Origin of the sequence: Peribacillus sp. NPDC096622 (assembly GCF_044762665.1) — a bacterium.
GTDB classification, from domain to species: Bacteria; Bacillota; Bacilli; order Bacillales; family DSM-1321; genus Peribacillus; species Peribacillus frigoritolerans_B.
Window position 1 is genome coordinate 109,641 of record NZ_JBIWES010000005.1, and the last position, 18,474, is coordinate 128,114.

The following is an 18,474-nucleotide window of genomic DNA, read 5'->3' on the forward strand; positions in this document are numbered from 1 at the left end:
CTCCTCCTTTTTATGCGTTAGCAGTTGTAAGTCTTTCAATTCGTTTTTCATAGTCATTCCCTACAAGCACTTTTTGTACATAAACCCCTGAAGTATGAATTTCATCTGGATCGAGCTCCCCTGTGCCCACAAGCTCCTCCACTTCGACAAGCGTGACTTTCCCTGCTGTGGCAACGACAGGGTTAAAATTCCTTGCCGTTTTCCGATATACAAGATTACCGAAATGATCTGCTTTCCAGGCTTTTACAAAGGCAAAATCTCCGACTATTCCTTTTTCCATAATGTATGTGCGGCCATCAAACTCTTTATGTTCTTTACCTTTTGCGACTTCCGTCCCTACTCCTGTAGCTGTATAAAAGGCAGGAATTCCCGCTCCGCCCGCTCTTAAACGCTCGGCCAGCGTTCCTTGGGGAACTAGCTCGACCTCAAGCTCGCCACTTAAAAATTGCTGTTCAAATAACTTATTTTCCCCAACATAAGAAGCGATCATTTTCTTGATTTGTTTATTTTCAAGCAATAGACCTAGACCCCAGTCATCGACACCGCAATTGTTGCTGACAATCGTCAAATCCTTTACACCTTTGTTACGCAATGCAATGATAAGTTTTTCTGGTATTCCGCTTAATCCGAACCCGCCTACGATAATGGTTGCTCCATCCTCGATTTGTTGAATAGCGCTATCAAAAGATGTTAATAATTTACTCATTTTCCATCATCTCCATTCTTAATACTATTCTATTAAATAAACAGTGATGTTGCAAAAGCTATGATGAACACGGTCACTGTTTTTAAAATCGTAATCGCAAAAATATCCTTGTAAGATTGACGATGTGTCAGTCCAGTAATGGCAAGCAAGGTAATGACGGCACCATTATGCGGCAGCGTATCCATTCCGCCAGATGCCATGGATGCTATTCGATGAAGCATTTCCGGGGTGATTCCGACACTTTGGGCCACCTGCAAATAGTGACTTCCCATCACTTCTAGCGCAATCGAAAGTCCACCAGATGCAGATCCGGTAATCCCTGCCAGCACATTGACGGCAATAGCTTCGGATACGAGCGGATTACCGCTTGCATTGAACACCCAGTTTTGAATGACCGAGAATCCAGGAAGCGTTTTCACCACATTCCCAAAACCGACTTCAGATGCAGTATTGAATATGGCAAGCAATGATCCCATTGCCGCAGCTGTTAATCCACTTGCCAATTTGACCTTGATGCGTCCAACATTCAGAAGCATCGCTGCAATAATACCGATTGTCAATGCAACAATCAAAGACCAGGATGAAGTGACTGTGCTTACATCGGCAATGTTGAAAGTTTCCTTCAACATCGAAGCATCATACCAGTGCTTAACGGAAATGCCACTGCGGCTGAAAGCAAAATTAAACGCTACGACAAGGATGAGCGGTACGATGGACAGCCAAAAGTTAGGCAGGTTTTGCTGTTCTGCACTTTCCGGTTCATTAATATGTCCTTCTCCGTAGCCTTCACCATTTGCCACCGCTTGTTTACGACGACGCTCTAACCAGATCATTCCTCCAGTGAATACCATGATCGCGCCAATAATCCCCATGATTGGAGCTGCATAAGTATCTGTTCCAAAATAATTGGTTGGAATGATATTTTGAATCTGGGGTGTTCCAGGAAGGGCATCCATCGTATAAGTGAAAGCGCCCAATGCTATCGTTCCTGGCAATAATCTTTTTGGAATGTCTGCTTCTTGAAAAATTGCCGCTGCAAATGGATAAACGGCGAATGCCACTACAAACAATGAAACCCCGCCGTATGTCAGCGCCGAGCACGCCAGCACTACAGCAAGAATAGCCTGCTTTGAACCTAATGATTTTACGATGGTCTTGGCAATGGATGCTGCTGCACCGCTCATCTCCATGACTTTTCCAAATACGGCCCCTAATAAAAATATCGGAAAAAACGCTTTTATATAGTTAGCCGCAAACGTCATATATGTCTCTGTATAACTCGGCAGCAAATGCCCACCGGATAAAATGACCGCCAATAAAGTAACAATCGGCGCTATGATAATGACCGGATAGCCCCGGTAGGCTAAAAAGATTAAAAGTCCCAGCGCCACCACAATGGCCAAAATTTGAATCACCAATTCAATTCCCCCTTTTCTCCCCTTGCCCCAAAATAATTCGGAAGCCCTTAAATAGAACTATTAATCTCCTAAATTCCACATTTTTAATTTTTCCGCTTTTACCATCCAAGCCTGCCTTCCCCAAGTCAAGCTGAATGATTTCCCTAAGTGATTCCCAAATATTGAGAACGCTTTCAAAAATCTGTTGATTATGAAATCCCTTTTCATTTTACGTGGAAACACAATATAAAATGACAGATAGACCATTCACTAAAGTAATTATGCAATTATTGTGCCAACTTAAATACAAGGGAAAATCTCATCTTTTAAAGCTTTTTCAAACATTTTCTTTCCCTAACATCCCTTAAAACTGTCAAGGTTTCAGTACACACAAGTATAAACCCAAAAAAAGTGTAAGCCTTTTCTTACAATATTTACATTCGCTCTCGTTTTATGTACGGATTTCCTAACACACTAAAATATTTGCTAGTAAAAGCTTATGGGGGTGGGGTATTTAAATGAAACATTGCGTTCACTTCAGGCAAATTCCTGAAAGCACTTTGAACGTTTTTAAAATAAAAAAACTGCAGGCAAACTCGATTTTCTTCGAATTTTCCTACAGTCTGGACCCTTTGGCAAAGGGTACTTTCTACAATCATAAACCATATTTATTCATTTTTTCGTACAGTGTTGTTCGACTCACTCCGAGTCTCTTTGCCGTTTCTGATTTATTACCAGAAGTCATTTCCAAACAGGAAACGATTGCAGCCCGTTCGGTTTCATCCATTACTTCAGCTAAAGTGCGGATCGAGACTGCTTCTTTATGACCCGTTATTTCTTTAGGGAGATGCTTGGAACGTATCATTTCCCCTTCTTCAACTATATTCATTGCGCGTTCAATGATATTCTCCAACTCGCGAATATTACCCGGCCATTTATAATGACGCAGCAGCCGTAAGGCTTGATCGCTCATCCCCGTTACGCGTTTCTTCATAAGGTTCTGGTACTTTTCAACAAAATGATTTACCAGTATTTCAATGTCCTCCGGTCGCTCCCTTAACGAAGGAACTTGGATTTGCAAAACTTTCAATCGGTAATACATATCAAGCCGGAATTCCCCTTTCGAGACCATTTCCTCCAGATTACGGTTCGTTGCAGCGATTACCCGTACATCAATCGGAATACTTCCCGTAGAACCGACCCTCTCAATCTCTTTTTCTTGTAAAACACGGAGCAGCTTCACCTGCATATGCAGTGGCAACTCGCCGATTTCATCCAGAAAAATCGTCCCGCCTTCAGCCGCTTCGAACTTGCCAGCTTTTCCGCCTTTTTTTGCACCAGTGAAAGAACCCTCTTCATAGCCAAATAGTTCTGACTCCAGCAGCTCCGCCGGGATGGCGGCACAGTTCACTTTGACAAACACACCCATGGCCCGTCTGCTGTCATTATGAATGGAATGGGCAAACAGCTCCTTACCTGTTCCGCTTTCGCCCAAAATCAATACATTCGAGTCGCTTTTAGCAGCAATTTGGGCTTGACCTTTCACTTCCATGAAAGCGGGACTTCTTCCCATCAAATGATCAAACGTATATGAGGCCTTATTTCTCTCGCGAAAATCGCCTTTGTACTTTTTCAGCTCTACTTCAAGTGAATTTATCCGCTTGGAAAGAGCCGTAAATTGCCCGACATTCTTAAAAAGAATCTTCCCGACCGCCCCTATTAACTTACCTTGTTTCCTTATCGGGGAGCGGGTCGCAATTATATAATTATCTTTAATTTTTTGTAATTCAGCGACCTCTTGCTTGCCAGTTTTGGCGACCACATGCATACGGGTGTTTTCAATGACCTCCGTTACATGTTTCCCTATGGAGCTTTCCTGATCGACCCCAAGAAAATCCGCATAAGCGTGGCTCAGCATTTGGACATACCCTTCCGTATCGACCATCACCAAGCCGTCATAGGCAAACTCGATAATATCCTTAAACAGAAGTTCTTCATGATTATCGATATTAAGAAAATCACTTTTATTATTTGTAAATAATAGGAGGTAAATCTGATACTCCGCATCACCCATTTGAATGATGGCTTTTCTGACGATCCCATTATTATCATTCAAACGGATCGGAGTATTTACAGCTGGTACAAGGTTTTTTTCTAAAATCAAATTTATTTGCCGATCAAATTGATTCTCAGCAAAAGCCTCGGATAATACGCGATTGCATAGAACGATTTCTTTTTCGTTTTTCGTTACCAAAACACCAAAAGGCAATTCTTCCAATATCGCTTTCACTAATTCCAATTGAATAGTTTCATTATCGCTGGCCATTCCTATTCTCCTTAACCCGTCTGAAGTTTCCTCCATTATATCATAGGAAAATGGGGCCAAGTCATTACCGTTCCACAATCAGCGCAGTTCCCTGTCCGCCGCCGATACATAAGGTGGCAAGGCCTGTTTTGGCATCGCGTCGCTTCATTTCATACAATAAAGTCACTAAGATGCGGGCACCGGAAGCGCCTACCGGATGACCCAGGGCAATCGCCCCGCCATTCACATTCACTTTCTCCGGCTTCAGTTCAAGATCCTTAAGCACAGCGAGTGACTGTGCCGCAAAGGCTTCATTCACTTCCATCAAATCAATATCATCTATTGTCAATCCCGCTTTTGCCAAAGCTTTCCTTGTCGCAGGAACTGGACCGTATCCCATGATTTTCGGATCAAGCGCGGCGTTTGCATATGTCTTGATTGTCGCTAATGCTTCCAGTCCGAGCTCGTCCGCTTTTTCTTTAGACATCAGGACTAACATCGCACCCCCATCATTGATTCCGGATGCATTTCCTGCCGTAACCGTTCCATTTTCCTTAAATGCAGGACGCAGCTTCGTTAGCTGGTCTATCGTCAGCCCATGACGTGGGTGTTCATCTTGGTCCACCAAGATCGTCTTTCCTCTGCGTTTATATTCAACAGGTACGATTTCCTCTGCAAATCGTCCTTCAAGCTGTGCCTTTTCAGCTTTCATTTGGCTATTTAAAGCAAATTCATCCTGCTTTTCCCGGCTGATTCCCCACTGCTCGGCAATATTTTCCGCAGTCACGCCCATATGATATTGATTGAAAACATCCGTTAAGGCGTCATAAGTCATAGAATCGACTGCTTCGGCATTGCCCATTTTCTGCCCAAAACGATAATTTGGCAGTAAATACGGGGCATTGCTCATGCTCTCAATACCGCCGGCAAGAATCACATCGGCATCACCAAGGGCAATGAATTGCGCTCCCATTATGACCGTACGGAGGCCAGATCCGCAAAGTTTATTAATCGCCATGGCCGGCGTTGTTTCCGGAATTCCTGCATGAATCGCAACCTGACGTGCCACATTTTGCCCTAATCCAGCAGATAGAATATTTCCAACCAATACCTCATCGATCATGTCAGCCGAGATATTTGCACGCTTAATCGCTTCCTTAGCGGCCACAACTCCCAAGTCAACCGCCGAAACATTGGCAAGACTGCCTCCAAACGCACCAACTGGTGTTCTTGCTGCCCCTACAATCACTACTTCTCTCATAATACTTCCTCCTTCTCCATTTTTAATTTTCCCAGTTTAATAAAATTGCGGTCCCTCTCATTGATTTTTTGAGAAACGGTAGATTCTTCATACGTAAAAATGCCTTCTCCCGACTTCGTCCCAAGCTTTCCCTCAGCCACCAAATCACGAATCAAATCAGGGGCTTCCTTACTCTGGTCCAATACAGGTGAAACATTATCGAAAACGCGCTGCCATGTATCAAGTCCGCCAAAATCAGCAATCTCGATCGGCCCGGTAAATGCCCATCGAAAACCTGGTCCAGCCGTTATCGCCGTATCGATATCCTCAGCATCGGCAACGCCTTCTTTCAATAAATAAAAGGCTTCCCGCATCAAGGCAGTCTGGAGACGATTGGCAATGAATCCTGCTATTTCTTTTTTCAAGAGAATCGGAGACTTGCCGATTTTACGCATTAAATCCATTGTTGTCTTGACGATTTCCGGCTTCGTTTCCTCATGCTGAACAATTTCAACCAATGGAACCAAATGGCCAGGATTAAAGAAATGTGTGATGACCATTCGCTCCGCAAACGAGGCCTTCTCCATCAATTGAGTAATCGGAAAGGTCGATGTATTTGAAGCAACAATTGCATCCGGTTTGATTATTTCCTCCAGTTGCTGAAATAGATTTAATTTCAGCTCGATGACTTCCGGAATTGCCTCAATGATAAAATCAGCATCCCTTACTGCCCCTTCCAAATCTACACTGTATGTAATATTCGCTAAAGCACCTTGCTTTTCCTTATCAGTCAAAGCCCCTTCTTCAATGAGCAGTGATAGATTCTCAGAAATTCGATTTTGGGCATGGTATAGCAACTCTTCCTTTATATCGTTAATGGTGACGATATATCCGCTAACTGCAAAAGACTGAGCGATTCCACTACCCATTACACCTGAACCGATAATGGCTATTTTTTTAATCATCCAGCTTCCCCTTTCCGTTTCAATTACCTTTATTTACTCACCTTTTTATATATGCAATATCCATGCCAACGATAAGGGGAAATAAAATTCTTTTTTTATCTTGAAAATCATGATAGACTCTTACTCATTAACCTAAACCATATTTTTATAACCTTCCCTTTATATTTCCAATGGAGTTTACTCTCTGGAATATTCCCTGTTTACGACATAAAATGACAGACCTGGACCATTACATTTTTTATTGGAGGAATGTAATATGGTTAAAGATAAAGTGGCGATAATTACCGGATCTGCTAGAGGAATCGGCTTTGAGATTGGAAAGATATTTGCTGAAAATGGAGCAAAGGTCGTTTTGTCCGATCTTGATCAAAACACAGTTGAAAAAGCTGCTCTAGACCTAAGGAACAACGGCTTGGAGGTTATCGGCTTAAAAGCTGACGTAACAAGTGAAGAGGATATTATCCAACTAATCAAACAAGCTAAAGACAAATATGGACGAATAGATATTTTCATCAATAACGCCGGCCTTCAGCATGTTGCACCAATTGAAGAGTTTCCAACTGAAAAATTCGAACTGATGATCAAAATCATGCTGACCGCGCCATTCATCTCAATTAAGAACGTTTTGCCAATCATGAAAGAACAAGGCTTCGGCAGAATCATCAACATCTCTTCCATTAACGGTCTGATTGGATTCGCCAACAAAGCAGCGTACAATAGTGCCAAACACGGTGTAATCGGCTTGACGAAAGTCGCCGCCTTGGAAAGCGCCTCTTTTGGCATAACCGTCAATGCCCTTTGCCCAGGATACGTAGACACGCCTCTCGTCCGCGGTCAATTGGAGGACCTGGCTAAAACAAGACAAGTACCGCTAGAAAGCGTTTTGGAAGAGGTCATCTATCCGCTTGTCCCACAAAACCGCTTACTCGATGTAAGCGAAATTGCCGACTACGCCATTTTCCTCGCAAGCGACAAGGCACGGGGCATCACAGGCCAGGCAGCCGTGTTAGATGGCGGATATACAGCTCAATAAAAACGAAAATGCATGTTAAAAACCCCGAATAAATGGCACCAAAAAAGGTGCTCTGTATTCGGGGTTTTCTGTCCGCATGGAAATGTGGGAAAATTTGGTGGCACAAAGAAATCCGCCATGTTAAAGTAATATAGGGATACCTCCCTTTTTACAAATATTAAAAGGAGGCCGCGTCATGATTATTAAGTGGGTTAGACTGCGATAATTAAAAGCGCAGGCCAATCATCATGCTCCGGAAAGTATATATTGATCTGCGCCATGGTAACGGCTATTGGATAATATTTAATACGGAGGTAAAAAACATGAGTGAACAGATACTGAAAATAAATAAAGTGGATATATGTACAGAAAGCTTTGGGAACCCTAAGGACCCTGCCGTGCTATTGATCATGGGTGCGATGTCTTCATTAGACTGGTGGGATGATGAATTCTGTCTCCGCCTCGCCGATTCGGGGAGGTTCGTCATTCGCTACGATCATCGGGATCTCGGACGATCTACCGTTTATGAACCCGGTACCTCCAACTATACAATAACGGATTTGGCTGACGATGCCGCAGGTGTCCTGGACGCTTATTCCACAGGGCGGGCTTCTATCGTTGGAATGTCCCTAGGCGGTATGGTCGGCCAGATTCTTGCCTTAAGATATCCGGAACGCGTAACTACACTTACGCTAATTGCATCAAGTGTGTTCGGGACTGTAATGGAAAAACTGCCTCCAATGGACCAGAGCATATTGGATCATCATGCAATGAGTGCTTCCATAGATTGGTCAAATCGAGAGGCGGTCATCGCTTTTCTTGCGGATGGATGGAAAACTTTAGCCGGTTCCAAACCTTATGAGCAGGAAAGAATGCATAAACTGGCAACAAGAGAGGCGGACCGTGCCAAACAGCTACCGAGCAGATTCAATCATGCCATGCTTGCTGGCGGGGACGAATATTTCGATCGAATGGGTGAGATCTCCGTACCTGTCCTCATCATTCATGGCACAGAAGATCCAGCCTTGCCTTACGAGCACGGGCTTGCTCTTGCGAAAGCCATCCCTCAAGCTAAATTAGTGACTCTTGATGGATCAGGGCATGAAATTCATAGTGAAGACTGGGATATAATTATCGATTCAGTCATGAAGCTTACTTCGCGATAAAGGAATAAGCGAATAAATCAGCATAAAAGAAGCCGACCAATAAAGGTCGGCTTTTCTTTATACATTTGTTAGCAGAAACCGCCATATCCTTGAACGGGATAACAGCAATCGTTACCTCCATCGCCGCCGAAACAAGCAGCTCCAACGATGATTAAAAGGATGAACAATACGACTATAAAAGCGAAACCGCCACCAAATCCACCAATATCGTTACCGCAATTTGAATCATGACCACAATTTGACAATAGAAACATCTCCTTATTTGTTTAGGAGGAAAAAATTAAATGGGTTAATTCAACTTATGTTCTAATTAGGATAATGACACAAAAATCACCGGAAACTTTTTTTTAACCACCCTCACGAACTAAAATTAACAGTATATCCGCACGTAATTTTACTGTTTGGAGATTTCATGCAGCTCTGCCCGACAACTTATTCATTCATTGAAATTTGTTCGCGACATCTAATTCCCACTAACTTCAGCTTATTGCACAATGAAGGTAAAAAGGTCCGAGGTATTTATGATAAAAGGAAATTCTTATATTCTTGTTTTTTCCATGGCTGTTCTGCTAACAATAGTACTCGTTTCATCTACACCCATACTAATTAAAACTATACTCGCTATTATAACGATCGCGTTCGTATTTCCTGTCATTAGGAAGCTTCTGTTTAAAGACAAATTCAGAAAAATCAAAGTGGCCTTCTACTCATCAGTGACCTTTACAATTGGTTTATTTCTAGTTTCGATTTTTGAAGAACCATCCTTTAAATTGGATGGAGATTTCCTGATCATTATGGTTGTGCTTTTTTATAGTTTAATTGGAAATTTCCTGTATGGCTTACCAGTCTCACTGATGGCTGAATTTATCTCAATGAAGTTTTACAATATTCGTTTCTGGTTATCTGGATTAATACATATTGGTTTCGGATTGGCTACATACTTTATTGACCCGGGGGGTTTCTTTATCTTTGCGGTTATATGCTCTATAACCTTTTTTACACTAGATGAAATCACTAAAGTATATCCGACTTCTTGATCAGGGAACAAAAAAATGAAAAGGATATAAAGAAATTAATCTCTTTTATCCTTTTCAAGCAGCTCAATAACTCTATCAAGTTTTTGTTCCATTCTATTGGATTTGTTTGACCTTGCAAGAAGAGAACGAACAAAAAAGTAAATCGCAAAAATCATACCAAACAACAAAATAAACATAATAAGTTGATATACTAAATCACCGATATTTAAACCCAAATACCCCCACTCCTTTCTTTTTTCGGAATAACTATAATTATATCTACTGCACGGACATAGAGTTGGCAAAAGCTATTACTATAGCTTTTTAGATATCACTTTTATTTCTTTATATATTTGTGTAAGTAATATTAGAATATGTATAGGGATCCCGACTGCAAGTCCAACCAATGGCGAATAAGGCCCAGCGAAAGTAAAGAGCGATACAAGTGTAATAGTTATATATACAGAGATTATAATTAACGTCGTCAAAAATATTTCTCCTTTTTTGGCTAATTATAGCATATATCTCTTACTTGTCTGCTAACCTGCATACCCCCTTTACCAACCCCAGTCAAATTAGAAAAACGGTAAAATCACCTCAGAACATCATTAAAGAGTTAACGGTTGAATTTCCCTCTATAAACCTCATAGATCTAAACTTCGGTAATGGAAACGAAACTTCGTTGGGATGCCTTAAAAAGAGCCTAGGACTTCTTTGTTCACTTTTTGTATAAACCGAACATAGAAGCCCTTTTTGGCTATATCTTTATTTTCGTATGCACTGCTTTTCATTGTTTAGCTTTTTGCTTCCCTTTTATATTCGTTCATTTCTTTACCGCGTTCCATACAACCGCTAATGCTAAATTATAAACCTATAAATATTTATAGTTTGTCCGGAAAAATAAGCAACCTGTCCAAGCAATTGCCTTATTTTATTAATACTATATTTTGTAACTACTCGAAAATAACTTTGGCAGTGGTTAGTACGGTTCGATACTACACTCCATTTCATTTTCGAAAAAAAATAGTTACAAGAAAGGATTGAGATTTCATGGGAAATTTCGGTAAAAATAATCCAATGCACAGCAACTGGGGTTCTGCATGTTCCGACAGCGACTGGGGTTTTGGGAGTGATTCAAGATTCAAGAATGATTCAAGATTTGATTCTCATTCAAAATTTGATTCTCATTCAAAATGCAAAAAATCATGTAAGGTTTGTAAGTCTGATGACGTTTCTGCTTGCAAATGTAATTTTAAAGCTCCAGAACGCGAACTTGCTGCACCATTAAACAGCGACTGTGTCCTCGTTAATTCAGTTGTAGGCTCAAAAATGGTACAAAAGGTTGCAGAAGCAACATTTCCTTTTACCGCGTTTACTCCTGCAATTCCAGCAGGCTCCACTATTCTTTCAGTAGCTGTTGTACCGAATCTAGCTGGTGTTACACGTAACACGACAATCATTAGGGACAAAGTCGTTAACATCGGGCTTATTCCTGTAACTATTACGGTAACATTTTTGGCACCAGGAGCAACCACTCCTGCAACAGCCGTACTTTCAACGAGTTTACCATTCCAGGAGCATACAGATTTTCCAGGTGCATGCCCTGAGGATACAGTAATAGAATCCCCATTTGTAATAGAAGGAATCTTTACTCAAGCAGGAACTCCATTCGTCACCGGCACGGGAGTTGTTACTACCGATGCCATTTTAGTCAAGGTTGTACTACGCACTACAATTACAGTGACTCGACAAGTTATTGTAGATTCACATGGTGGTATTTGCGACGTAAATGACCGTCGTTGTGACTCTCCGACTACTCCACCATCATTTAATTTTTAATGCTGCGCCATAAGCAACTTAAATGTTAGTTTTGTCTTGACTAGAAAAGCCCTCTCTAAATAGAGAAGGCTTTGCTTTTATTTATATTTTAAAAGATAGAAAGGAGTGACGGTTCTATGTCTTATCACGAGGATTGTTGTAAGAAGAAACACTACGATAATGAACATCACGATCATTGTTGGAAGCAGGAAAAATGCTGCGATAATGAACATCACGATCATTGCTGGAAGCAGGAAAAATGCTGCGATAATGAACATCACGATCATTGTTGGAAGCAGGAAAAATGCTGCGATAATGAACATCACGATCATTGTTGGAAGCAGAAAAAATGCTGCGATAATGAACATCACGATCATTGTTGGAAGCAGAAAAAACGCTGCGATAATGAGCATCACGATTGTTGTAAGAAGAAAAAACACTGCGATAATGAGCATCACGATTGTTGTAAGAAGAAAAAACACTGCGATAATGAGCATCACGATTGTTGTAAGAAGAAAAAACGCTGCGATAATGAGCATCACGATTGTTGTAAGAAGAAAAAACGCTGCGATAATGAGCATCACGATTGTTGCAAGAAGAAAAAACGCTGCGATAATGAACATCACGATTGTTGTAAGAAGAAAAAACGCTGCGATAATGAACATCACGATTGTTGTAAGAAGAAAAAACGCTGCGATAATGAGCATCACGATTGTTGTAAGAAGAAAAAACGCTGTGATAATGAGCATCACGATTGTTGTAAAAAGAAAAAACGCTGCGATAATGAGCATCACGATCATTGTTGTAAGCAGAAAAAATGCCATGTTGACTTTGGGTGTCATTTGTCATGGAATTGGTAGTTTGTTAAATAGAAAGTACTTTGATACCGTGCTTATCAAAGTACTTTTTTTAGTTCCAAAAGGATGAGTCATGTCAGCCTTACATGTATCGCGTACTCATTCTGATCCCCTTGGATTGACCTCTCTAATTCAACTATTCTTGTTTTAACTCTTCGTTTATCACATTTTCATGAAACAAATACATACCCATCGCCTGTCTCATTCTGCTCAACCTTAGGTTTATGATTCGCTTGCTTCTTCAACTATACCCTTTACAAGAGTGATTTTTGAAAAAAAGTAATAAATTAACACATTTACACTGGAACATTTGTTCTACTTGTGTTATTCTTATAAAAACAAAAGAAAAGATCTGATCGCTGAAAACGATTTGATCCGTAATTATAATTAAAGGTCGGTTGTATCCGCGGGCCTAATACGGTTGTACCGCTGAGCCGAGCCATTTGCTAACGTTCAGGGTGCCGGTGATAAGACAGCTCCGAACTTCAACAAAAGCACCCGTTCGTTCATCAAGAACTGATAGTTTTATAACAATTACAGTTATTAATCAATCATTACTCCCCATCCATCTGTTTGCCCACCATAAGGTATACTTAGTCCATCAAGTCGTTTTTGTATATCAATAATTTCTTCGTAATTTAAAAGCATTTTTTGTAAACAATAACAAGTCCACTCTTCTGTTTCATCATCTTGTTCCAATTCACAAATAAGCCCGTCATCTCTGAATGATTTTAATACAGCTTCACCACTCTGTTTATCTGGAACCGCAATAAAAAATTCTACATCTTGTGGCTCATTAAAATCAACACCTTGTTTATATAGCATTTTTAACACTTGCCCATCTTCATCGTTAGGGAATTTTTTAGGGAATAATTTCATTATTCATGATCTCCTTCATTCTTGAGCAGTGAATTAGTTATTCTTGATATTTTACTGAACGCCCCGTTTAGTGGAACAAAAAAAGGCTGCCGCAGCAACCCCTGATATTTAATGTAAAGCATTAAAACCAAGGTTATTGCATATTCTCGGCAATCTTTTTCAGTGCCTTTGCACGAGAAACGATAAATGCTCTTATATATTTCTCTAAAAACATCTTATCAGCTAAAACTCCAATTGGTCCGAACGGTGACTTATATTGAAATGTATCCTTCATTATAGTTCCGCCTGATTCCTCTATAAACTCATGTGTGTGTACGAAGGAATGGAATGCTCCCTTCACCATAATATCTACAAACTTATTTGGTTTTTCCATTAGTGTCACTTTGGCTTTCAGCCTTTGTTTTATACCAAAATGTATGGCTTCCCAAGTAACTGTATCTCCCTCCTCTAATATCCCTTCTGTCACACCATCAACAGCAATTTCCTTTGTTTTCGCTGTCGTTTTAGTATGGATATCCACACTCCTAGCTAGGTCAAAACATAATTCAACTGGTGCTTTAATAAATTGTTGATACTCAATAACAGGCATTTTTAATCTCCTTATATAAGCACTTTCTACCCATCATTATAGCTCGTTAAAGCAAATATTACCTCTTATTCCCTTATCCTTCCCTGTTTGTTCCATAAGAAAAAGCTGCCATAAGACAGCTCTTCCGGTAAACCCTTCTCCTGCTATGCTTACTTTTTCATAACGGGGATCCATATTTCACTTCTAAATGTTGGTGAGGTTATGTCTTTATTTTCATTCCAAAGGATTTCCGGCCCTTCACTTTGCTCATAGTTAGAGGATGGAAACCATTCGGAATAAATGCGTCCCCAAACATTTTGCAGTGTTTCTGGAAAGGGGCCGACTGCTTCAAATACCGCCCATGTAGACGCATCAACTTTCAGCTGTGTTAAGTTATCTGGACATTCCCTCGTTGTTGCTGCGCCAATATAATGATCAAGCTCCCCTTTTTCCTCGAAACGGCCCTCGGAAAAGTTCGCAGATGCACTAAGCAGCCCTAATGGCTCGACATTCGATAGGTTTTTAAGTTCATTTATCGTTTTCTCGTCTAAACTTTTCCACATAGATGCAATCTCTGGATTGACCCCGTTAAAAATGATTGGAACCCTTTTTTTAATTCCAATTATGTGAAATGCCTCTTTTTCTTCAATTCGATAGTTCATTTCACTGCCTCCTTTAATGGATAATTGGAAGGACATCGGTGGATAGGCTTTAAGTGAATGGCCATTACTTCTCGCTTCTGATGGTGTGATACCATGCAAATGTTGAAACGCTCTCGCAAACGAGTCTGGTGAACTGTACCCGTACTTTATCGCAATATCAATGACCTTTATGTTGTAATTTTTAAGCTCAAAAGCTGCAAGTGTAAGTCGTCTTCGGCGGATATACTCGGATAGTGAAATACCTGCAAGGAAGGAAAACATCCTTTTAAAATGATATTCCGAGCAATAAGCTAGCCTTGCAACTTCTTTAAAGTCAATTTCGTTCGTAAGATTTTCTTCAATGAATTTAATGGCACCATTCATATTTTTGAGCGAATCCATTCAATGACCTCCCTTATATCAACAGAATAGCAGGAGTTGAAACTAAACATCCGACATTCTGTGCACGATTATGCAGGGTCTAATCCCTTGTTTTAAAAGTACTTATTGTTGAAATGGGGTTTTACGGACTTTTTGCATAAATAGCTCTGGTTTATCAATCTGATTAAAACCGTATTTTTTATATAATGAATGTGCATCATTCGTTGCTAACATAAACCGGCGAACCTCTTTTAGTTCGGAATGTTCGGTGATAACATCCATTAACCATTTTGATAATCCTAATTTACGATAGTCAGGTAAAATAAACACATCGCAAAGATACGCATGGGTTGCTAAATCGGTTATTACCCTTGCAAATCCAACTTGTTCACTACCTTCATTACCTATTTCACCCTTATAAACCCCAAAACATAAGGTCGTATTTTCAATTGACTTTATTACTGTTTCCTTTGGTATCCCCTTTGACCAGTAAGCTTCTTGATTCAAAAAATTATGTATTACATCTGCATCTAAATACTTTTTATTAGTAGAAATCGAAAATCCTTTAATATTCATTTTACATCCCCCTGAACTTTTAAAATTTTCTGTAATTATACCTTAATTTTTCGAACTGGCCTTCCGCGTTGATCTCATAATTATAAGCTGCCTTAAATATAACTCGATCTTCAGCTAACGCACCAGTTCAAGGGTATAAGGGATTCTTGGAAGAATTTTAATTACAACTAGTATATCTAAGTAATTCGGAACAAATATTAAACATGTTGCAAATTCAAAGGAGGTGGCTAAAATGAACGCACAACGAGCAGAAGAAATTGCTTCTTCACCAAATATGGTTAATGTAACCTATAATGAGGAAAGTATCTACATTGAACACGTGGATGAACAAAATGGAACAGCTACAATCCATCCCCTTGATGATCCAAATAAAAAACAAAGTGTTTCTGTAACCAGCTTACAAGAACAGTAATTTCCTCGATTCAATAATAAACCTCCACTTTCGGGTGGTGGTTTATTGTTCGATTAAGTTCATTGAACATGCACCACCTCTTGAATAACATGTATCCATCCAGAAACATAAACAAAAAAAGCCAACATCAATTGTTGACTTGAATTCCTAATTAAGTTAACAACCTGCACTAAACGAATTTCAATGGGCTAAGCAAGCTTTTAATAGTATTACTTATATATTTCATTTTCTAATATAATCACTTTTTCCCCATTCGCTGCTTTCCCTATTTGTTTCGTATTTTCAACCAAACGAAAAATATTATCACAGCATTGTTTGGTGCCTATAATTAATAATGGTACACCTATAAAATCAATTTTTAATACTCTTGATAAATATCCCCCTATAGACATGGCAATAGGCACTGTTGGTGATGTATTGGAGAATACTATTTTTTCGTTAAAATGAAATTTCCCTTCTAGAAGTAAAGTCAATTCTTTTAATGCCGGAACAACAAGTTTCTCTCTTTTATGTCCCATTGTATAAACGGAGTTGCCATCTTCATCGGTCCCGCGAAAAATCAGCTTTCCAAACTCTTTTTTCGTTAATTTATTAAAATATTTTACATTTAATATTTCTTCCGAAGTTAGTTTTCTTTCCGATTGAGGTAATTGTTTTAAATGATAGGCGGCAGCCAAAGACGTGGTATGCGTACCCCCATAATCATTATAGATATATATCATGAAATCATCCCTAATAGTTTTTTTAATACTATTATGGTCATATACTCCATTTCCAATTCAGTTGATTATTTTGGGGAAATATACTGAATTCATGATCATGTTTCACATAATCAAGTTGTCCTATCCATAAACACGACCTTTGTGCTGTCCGATTAATATATTCCTGTCCTCGGGTCATCAAGACCTAATAAAAAAAGAGTACTCTTATCAGTCGAGGATGATAAGGGCACTCTGTTATTGTTTTTATTATTTATAACTGGGTATGTATAGTAACGGGTTCTAAAATCCTCCCAATCCTAGAGAAGGGACAGAAAATTTTATTAGCTTATCATTGATTCTTTCTTTTTTAATCGGGGCAGGCAATACTGTGTTCCTGACATCAGCGACCGTGTTAAGGTCAAAAGATTTTATTGCTTCACCTTTTTGGTTCATGATTGAAAGAATTCCCTCATTACTCGTTTTTAGACTAGGTTGATCACTGATTAAATGAGTATAGTATAAGTCTTCGTTCAGCGTGTAGGAATTAGAGTAGTCCGCTGAATAAAGCTTGCTTTTTTTATCAATTTTGCCTGATTTAAAGTTTTCAAAGCCATAGTTGAATAAAAGCTTGGTATCAGAGTAGGCAACTTTGTCTGAAGGAGCTTTTAGGGTGACAGCAATCAAGTCCTGTTCTCCTCTAGTGGCAGTAGAAATCAGGGTGTAGCCGGATTGACTGACGAAACCGGTTTTCCCGCCGGTTATTCCCTTATAGGGGAGTTCGCCTTTTAATATTTTATGATGGGTAATGAGAGTTGTGTCCCATGTTTCCACTTCCCATGGTAAATCCTTCTTCCCAAAATACTCACGGAAAGTTTCATTTTTCATTGCATATTGGGTAATTTTCGCAAGGTCACTGGCTGTAGTTACATGGTCTTTGTCAAACAATCCATGGGGGTTCGTAAAATGAGTTTCGGTGACGTTTATTTCTTTGCTTAAAAACTCATTCAAATCTTCCATGAACCGTTTTTCACTGCCAGACATATGCTCGGCAATTGCAATGGCTGCATCATTTCCGGAGTTGATCAGCATTCCTGCAATTAATTTGGAAAGCTCTATTTCCTCCCCGGGTTCTATAAATACCGAAGACCCGTCTGCTTTCGCTGCTTTCTTGCTAACAGTAACTAGTTCGTCCATATCCCCGTGTTCTATAGCATATATAGCCGTGGCAACTTTCGTTAGACTGGCTGGATACATACTTTTATCCATGTTTTTTTCGTATAATACTTTTCCACTTTTCGCGTCAATAATGATCCCGGCTTCACTATTGAGGGGTAAGTCAGATTCTGCACTTACCGTCGTAGAGGCGAAAGGGATTAAAGCCAAAATGAAGATGAAGAAAAACTTTTTCATATCCCGCTCCTTTGATGATAGTAAAATCTTATATAGTCATAATAAAATAAATCTGAATGTTTAGAGTTGATTTATTGAAAGTGAAATACAAAAGTAATTACCTGTTAATAATTTTGGAAACATTTCGGTTAATCGCCTTCATTTTCTTTCCTGAAATAACTTTATAAGGGTTGTCACCCTTTTAGTGGAGCCTCCATTTAATCCCCCTTTAAATAGATTTTCTTGTAAATTACTAAATATCTTTTCATGAAAAAACCCTTCAAACTGAAGGGTGAGTTTGTAGCAAAAAAGGTTTTACCTATATTTCAAAACAAACTTGATTGGAACGGAAGGTGCGAGACTCCTGCGGGAAAAGCGCGTCAAGGGGAGACACCGCAGGCGCAAAGCGACGAGGGCCGACCGCCCGCGGAAAGCGAGTGCCTGG

The 18,474-nt window shown here is 39.8% G+C and carries 19 protein-coding genes; 6 read left to right on the top strand and 13 right to left on the bottom strand.

Going from position 1 to position 18,474, the window contains the following annotated elements; all coding sequences use genetic code 11:
• Nucleotides 1-10 precede the first annotated feature (10 nt).
• The 5 genes from ACIQYG_RS11575 to ACIQYG_RS11595 all read right to left on the bottom strand — a co-directional run bounded on the left by ACIQYG_RS11575 (nucleotide 11) and on the right by ACIQYG_RS11595 (nucleotide 6,613).
• On the bottom strand, nucleotides 11-706 hold the full coding sequence (locus tag ACIQYG_RS11575; protein ID WP_034309718.1) for a CoA transferase subunit A: 696 nt from the start codon (nucleotides 704-706) through the stop codon (nucleotides 11-13).
• Nucleotides 707-738: 32 nt separating this feature from the next.
• Nucleotides 739-2,124, bottom strand: a complete 1,386-nt coding sequence (locus ACIQYG_RS11580; protein ID WP_402838113.1) for a GntP family permease — start codon at nucleotides 2,122-2,124, stop codon at nucleotides 739-741.
• Nucleotides 2,125-2,758: 634 nt separating this feature from the next.
• Nucleotides 2,759-4,429, bottom strand: a complete 1,671-nt coding sequence (locus ACIQYG_RS11585; RefSeq protein ID WP_402838115.1) for a sigma-54 interaction domain-containing protein — start codon at nucleotides 4,427-4,429, stop codon at nucleotides 2,759-2,761.
• 64 nt (nucleotides 4,430-4,493) lie between these two features.
• Nucleotides 4,494-5,669: an acetyl-CoA C-acetyltransferase gene (locus ACIQYG_RS11590; RefSeq protein ID WP_402838117.1), complete on the bottom strand. Its 1,176-nt coding sequence runs from the start codon at nucleotides 5,667-5,669 to the stop codon at nucleotides 4,494-4,496.
• Nucleotides 5,666-6,613, bottom strand: coding sequence for a 3-hydroxyacyl-CoA dehydrogenase family protein (locus ACIQYG_RS11595; protein ID WP_402838119.1), 948 nt, complete (start codon nucleotides 6,611-6,613; stop codon nucleotides 5,666-5,668). The genes ACIQYG_RS11590 and ACIQYG_RS11595 overlap by 4 nt, the downstream gene beginning before the upstream one ends.
• 256 nt (nucleotides 6,614-6,869) lie before the next feature.
• On the opposite strand from ACIQYG_RS11595, the gene ACIQYG_RS11600 reads away from it, so the two are divergent.
• Both ACIQYG_RS11600 and mleCBF read left to right on the top strand, forming a co-directional pair.
• Complete coding sequence (locus ACIQYG_RS11600) at nucleotides 6,870-7,646, top strand: 3-hydroxybutyrate dehydrogenase (RefSeq protein ID WP_402838121.1); 777 nt, start codon at nucleotides 6,870-6,872, stop codon at nucleotides 7,644-7,646.
• A 302-nt stretch (nucleotides 7,647-7,948) separates the two neighbouring features.
• Entirely contained in the window at nucleotides 7,949-8,791 is an 843-nt protein-coding gene (gene mleCBF, locus ACIQYG_RS11605; protein ID WP_402838122.1) for a CBF family alpha/beta fold macrolide esterase, read from the top strand.
• A gap of 68 nt (nucleotides 8,792-8,859) precedes the next feature.
• On the opposite strand, the gene ACIQYG_RS11610 is transcribed toward mleCBF, so the two are convergent.
• Nucleotides 8,860-9,036, bottom strand: coding sequence for a YjcZ family sporulation protein (locus ACIQYG_RS11610; protein ID WP_402838124.1), 177 nt, complete (start codon nucleotides 9,034-9,036; stop codon nucleotides 8,860-8,862).
• 276 nt (nucleotides 9,037-9,312) lie between these two features.
• On the opposite strand from ACIQYG_RS11610, the gene ACIQYG_RS11615 reads away from it, so the two are divergent.
• Nucleotides 9,313-9,828 carry a hypothetical protein gene (locus ACIQYG_RS11615; RefSeq protein ID WP_402838126.1) on the top strand — a complete coding sequence of 172 codons (516 nt, stop codon included), beginning with the start codon at nucleotides 9,313-9,315 and terminating at the stop codon, nucleotides 9,826-9,828.
• Nucleotides 9,829-9,863: 35 nt separating this feature from the next.
• On the opposite strand, the gene ACIQYG_RS11620 is transcribed toward ACIQYG_RS11615, so the two are convergent.
• Nucleotides 9,864-10,043 carry a DUF4083 domain-containing protein gene (locus tag ACIQYG_RS11620; protein WP_402838128.1) on the bottom strand — a complete coding sequence of 60 codons (180 nt, stop codon included), beginning with the start codon at nucleotides 10,041-10,043 and terminating at the stop codon, nucleotides 9,864-9,866.
• Nucleotides 10,044-10,857: 814 nt separating this feature from the next.
• Here ACIQYG_RS11620 and ACIQYG_RS11625 point away from each other — a divergent pair.
• Together ACIQYG_RS11625 and ACIQYG_RS11630 are read left to right on the top strand one after the other, a co-directional pair.
• Complete coding sequence (locus tag ACIQYG_RS11625) at nucleotides 10,858-11,646, top strand: hypothetical protein (RefSeq protein ID WP_402838130.1); 789 nt, start codon at nucleotides 10,858-10,860, stop codon at nucleotides 11,644-11,646.
• A 159-nt stretch (nucleotides 11,647-11,805) separates the two neighbouring features.
• Nucleotides 11,806-12,552 (top strand): hypothetical protein, encoded by a 747-nt coding sequence (locus ACIQYG_RS11630; RefSeq protein WP_402838132.1) that lies wholly within the window; start codon nucleotides 11,806-11,808, stop codon nucleotides 12,550-12,552.
• A 473-nt stretch (nucleotides 12,553-13,025) separates the two neighbouring features.
• On the opposite strand, the gene ACIQYG_RS11635 is transcribed toward ACIQYG_RS11630, so the two are convergent.
• From ACIQYG_RS11635 to ACIQYG_RS11650, 4 genes are all read right to left on the bottom strand, one after another.
• Complete coding sequence (locus ACIQYG_RS11635) at nucleotides 13,026-13,361, bottom strand: ribonuclease E inhibitor RraB (protein ID WP_402838134.1); 336 nt, start codon at nucleotides 13,359-13,361, stop codon at nucleotides 13,026-13,028.
• Between the two features lie 133 nt (nucleotides 13,362-13,494).
• Nucleotides 13,495-13,950: an SRPBCC family protein gene (locus ACIQYG_RS11640; protein WP_402838135.1), complete on the bottom strand. Its 456-nt coding sequence runs from the start codon at nucleotides 13,948-13,950 to the stop codon at nucleotides 13,495-13,497.
• A gap of 149 nt (nucleotides 13,951-14,099) precedes the next feature.
• A complete protein-coding gene (locus tag ACIQYG_RS11645) occupies nucleotides 14,100-14,972 on the bottom strand; it encodes an AraC family transcriptional regulator (RefSeq protein ID WP_402838137.1) in 873 nt (290 codons plus the stop codon).
• A gap of 102 nt (nucleotides 14,973-15,074) precedes the next feature.
• Entirely contained in the window at nucleotides 15,075-15,527 is a 453-nt protein-coding gene (locus ACIQYG_RS11650) for a GNAT family N-acetyltransferase (protein ID WP_402838139.1), read from the bottom strand.
• 232 nt (nucleotides 15,528-15,759) lie between these two features.
• Here ACIQYG_RS11650 and ACIQYG_RS11655 point away from each other — a divergent pair, with 232 nt between their 5' ends.
• Nucleotides 15,760-15,939 (top strand): small acid-soluble spore protein H, encoded by a 180-nt coding sequence (locus tag ACIQYG_RS11655; protein WP_034309749.1) that lies wholly within the window; start codon nucleotides 15,760-15,762, stop codon nucleotides 15,937-15,939.
• Between the two features lie 209 nt (nucleotides 15,940-16,148).
• Here the strand turns inward: ACIQYG_RS11655 and ACIQYG_RS11660 are convergent, their stop codons facing one another.
• Both ACIQYG_RS11660 and ACIQYG_RS11665 read right to left on the bottom strand, forming a co-directional pair.
• On the bottom strand, nucleotides 16,149-16,661 hold the full coding sequence (locus ACIQYG_RS11660; protein ID WP_402838142.1) for a DUF3189 family protein: 513 nt from the start codon (nucleotides 16,659-16,661) through the stop codon (nucleotides 16,149-16,151).
• A 279-nt stretch (nucleotides 16,662-16,940) separates the two neighbouring features.
• Nucleotides 16,941-18,050, bottom strand: coding sequence for a D-alanyl-D-alanine carboxypeptidase family protein (locus ACIQYG_RS11665; protein ID WP_402838144.1), 1,110 nt, complete (start codon nucleotides 18,048-18,050; stop codon nucleotides 16,941-16,943).
• Nucleotides 18,051-18,474 lie beyond the last annotated feature (424 nt).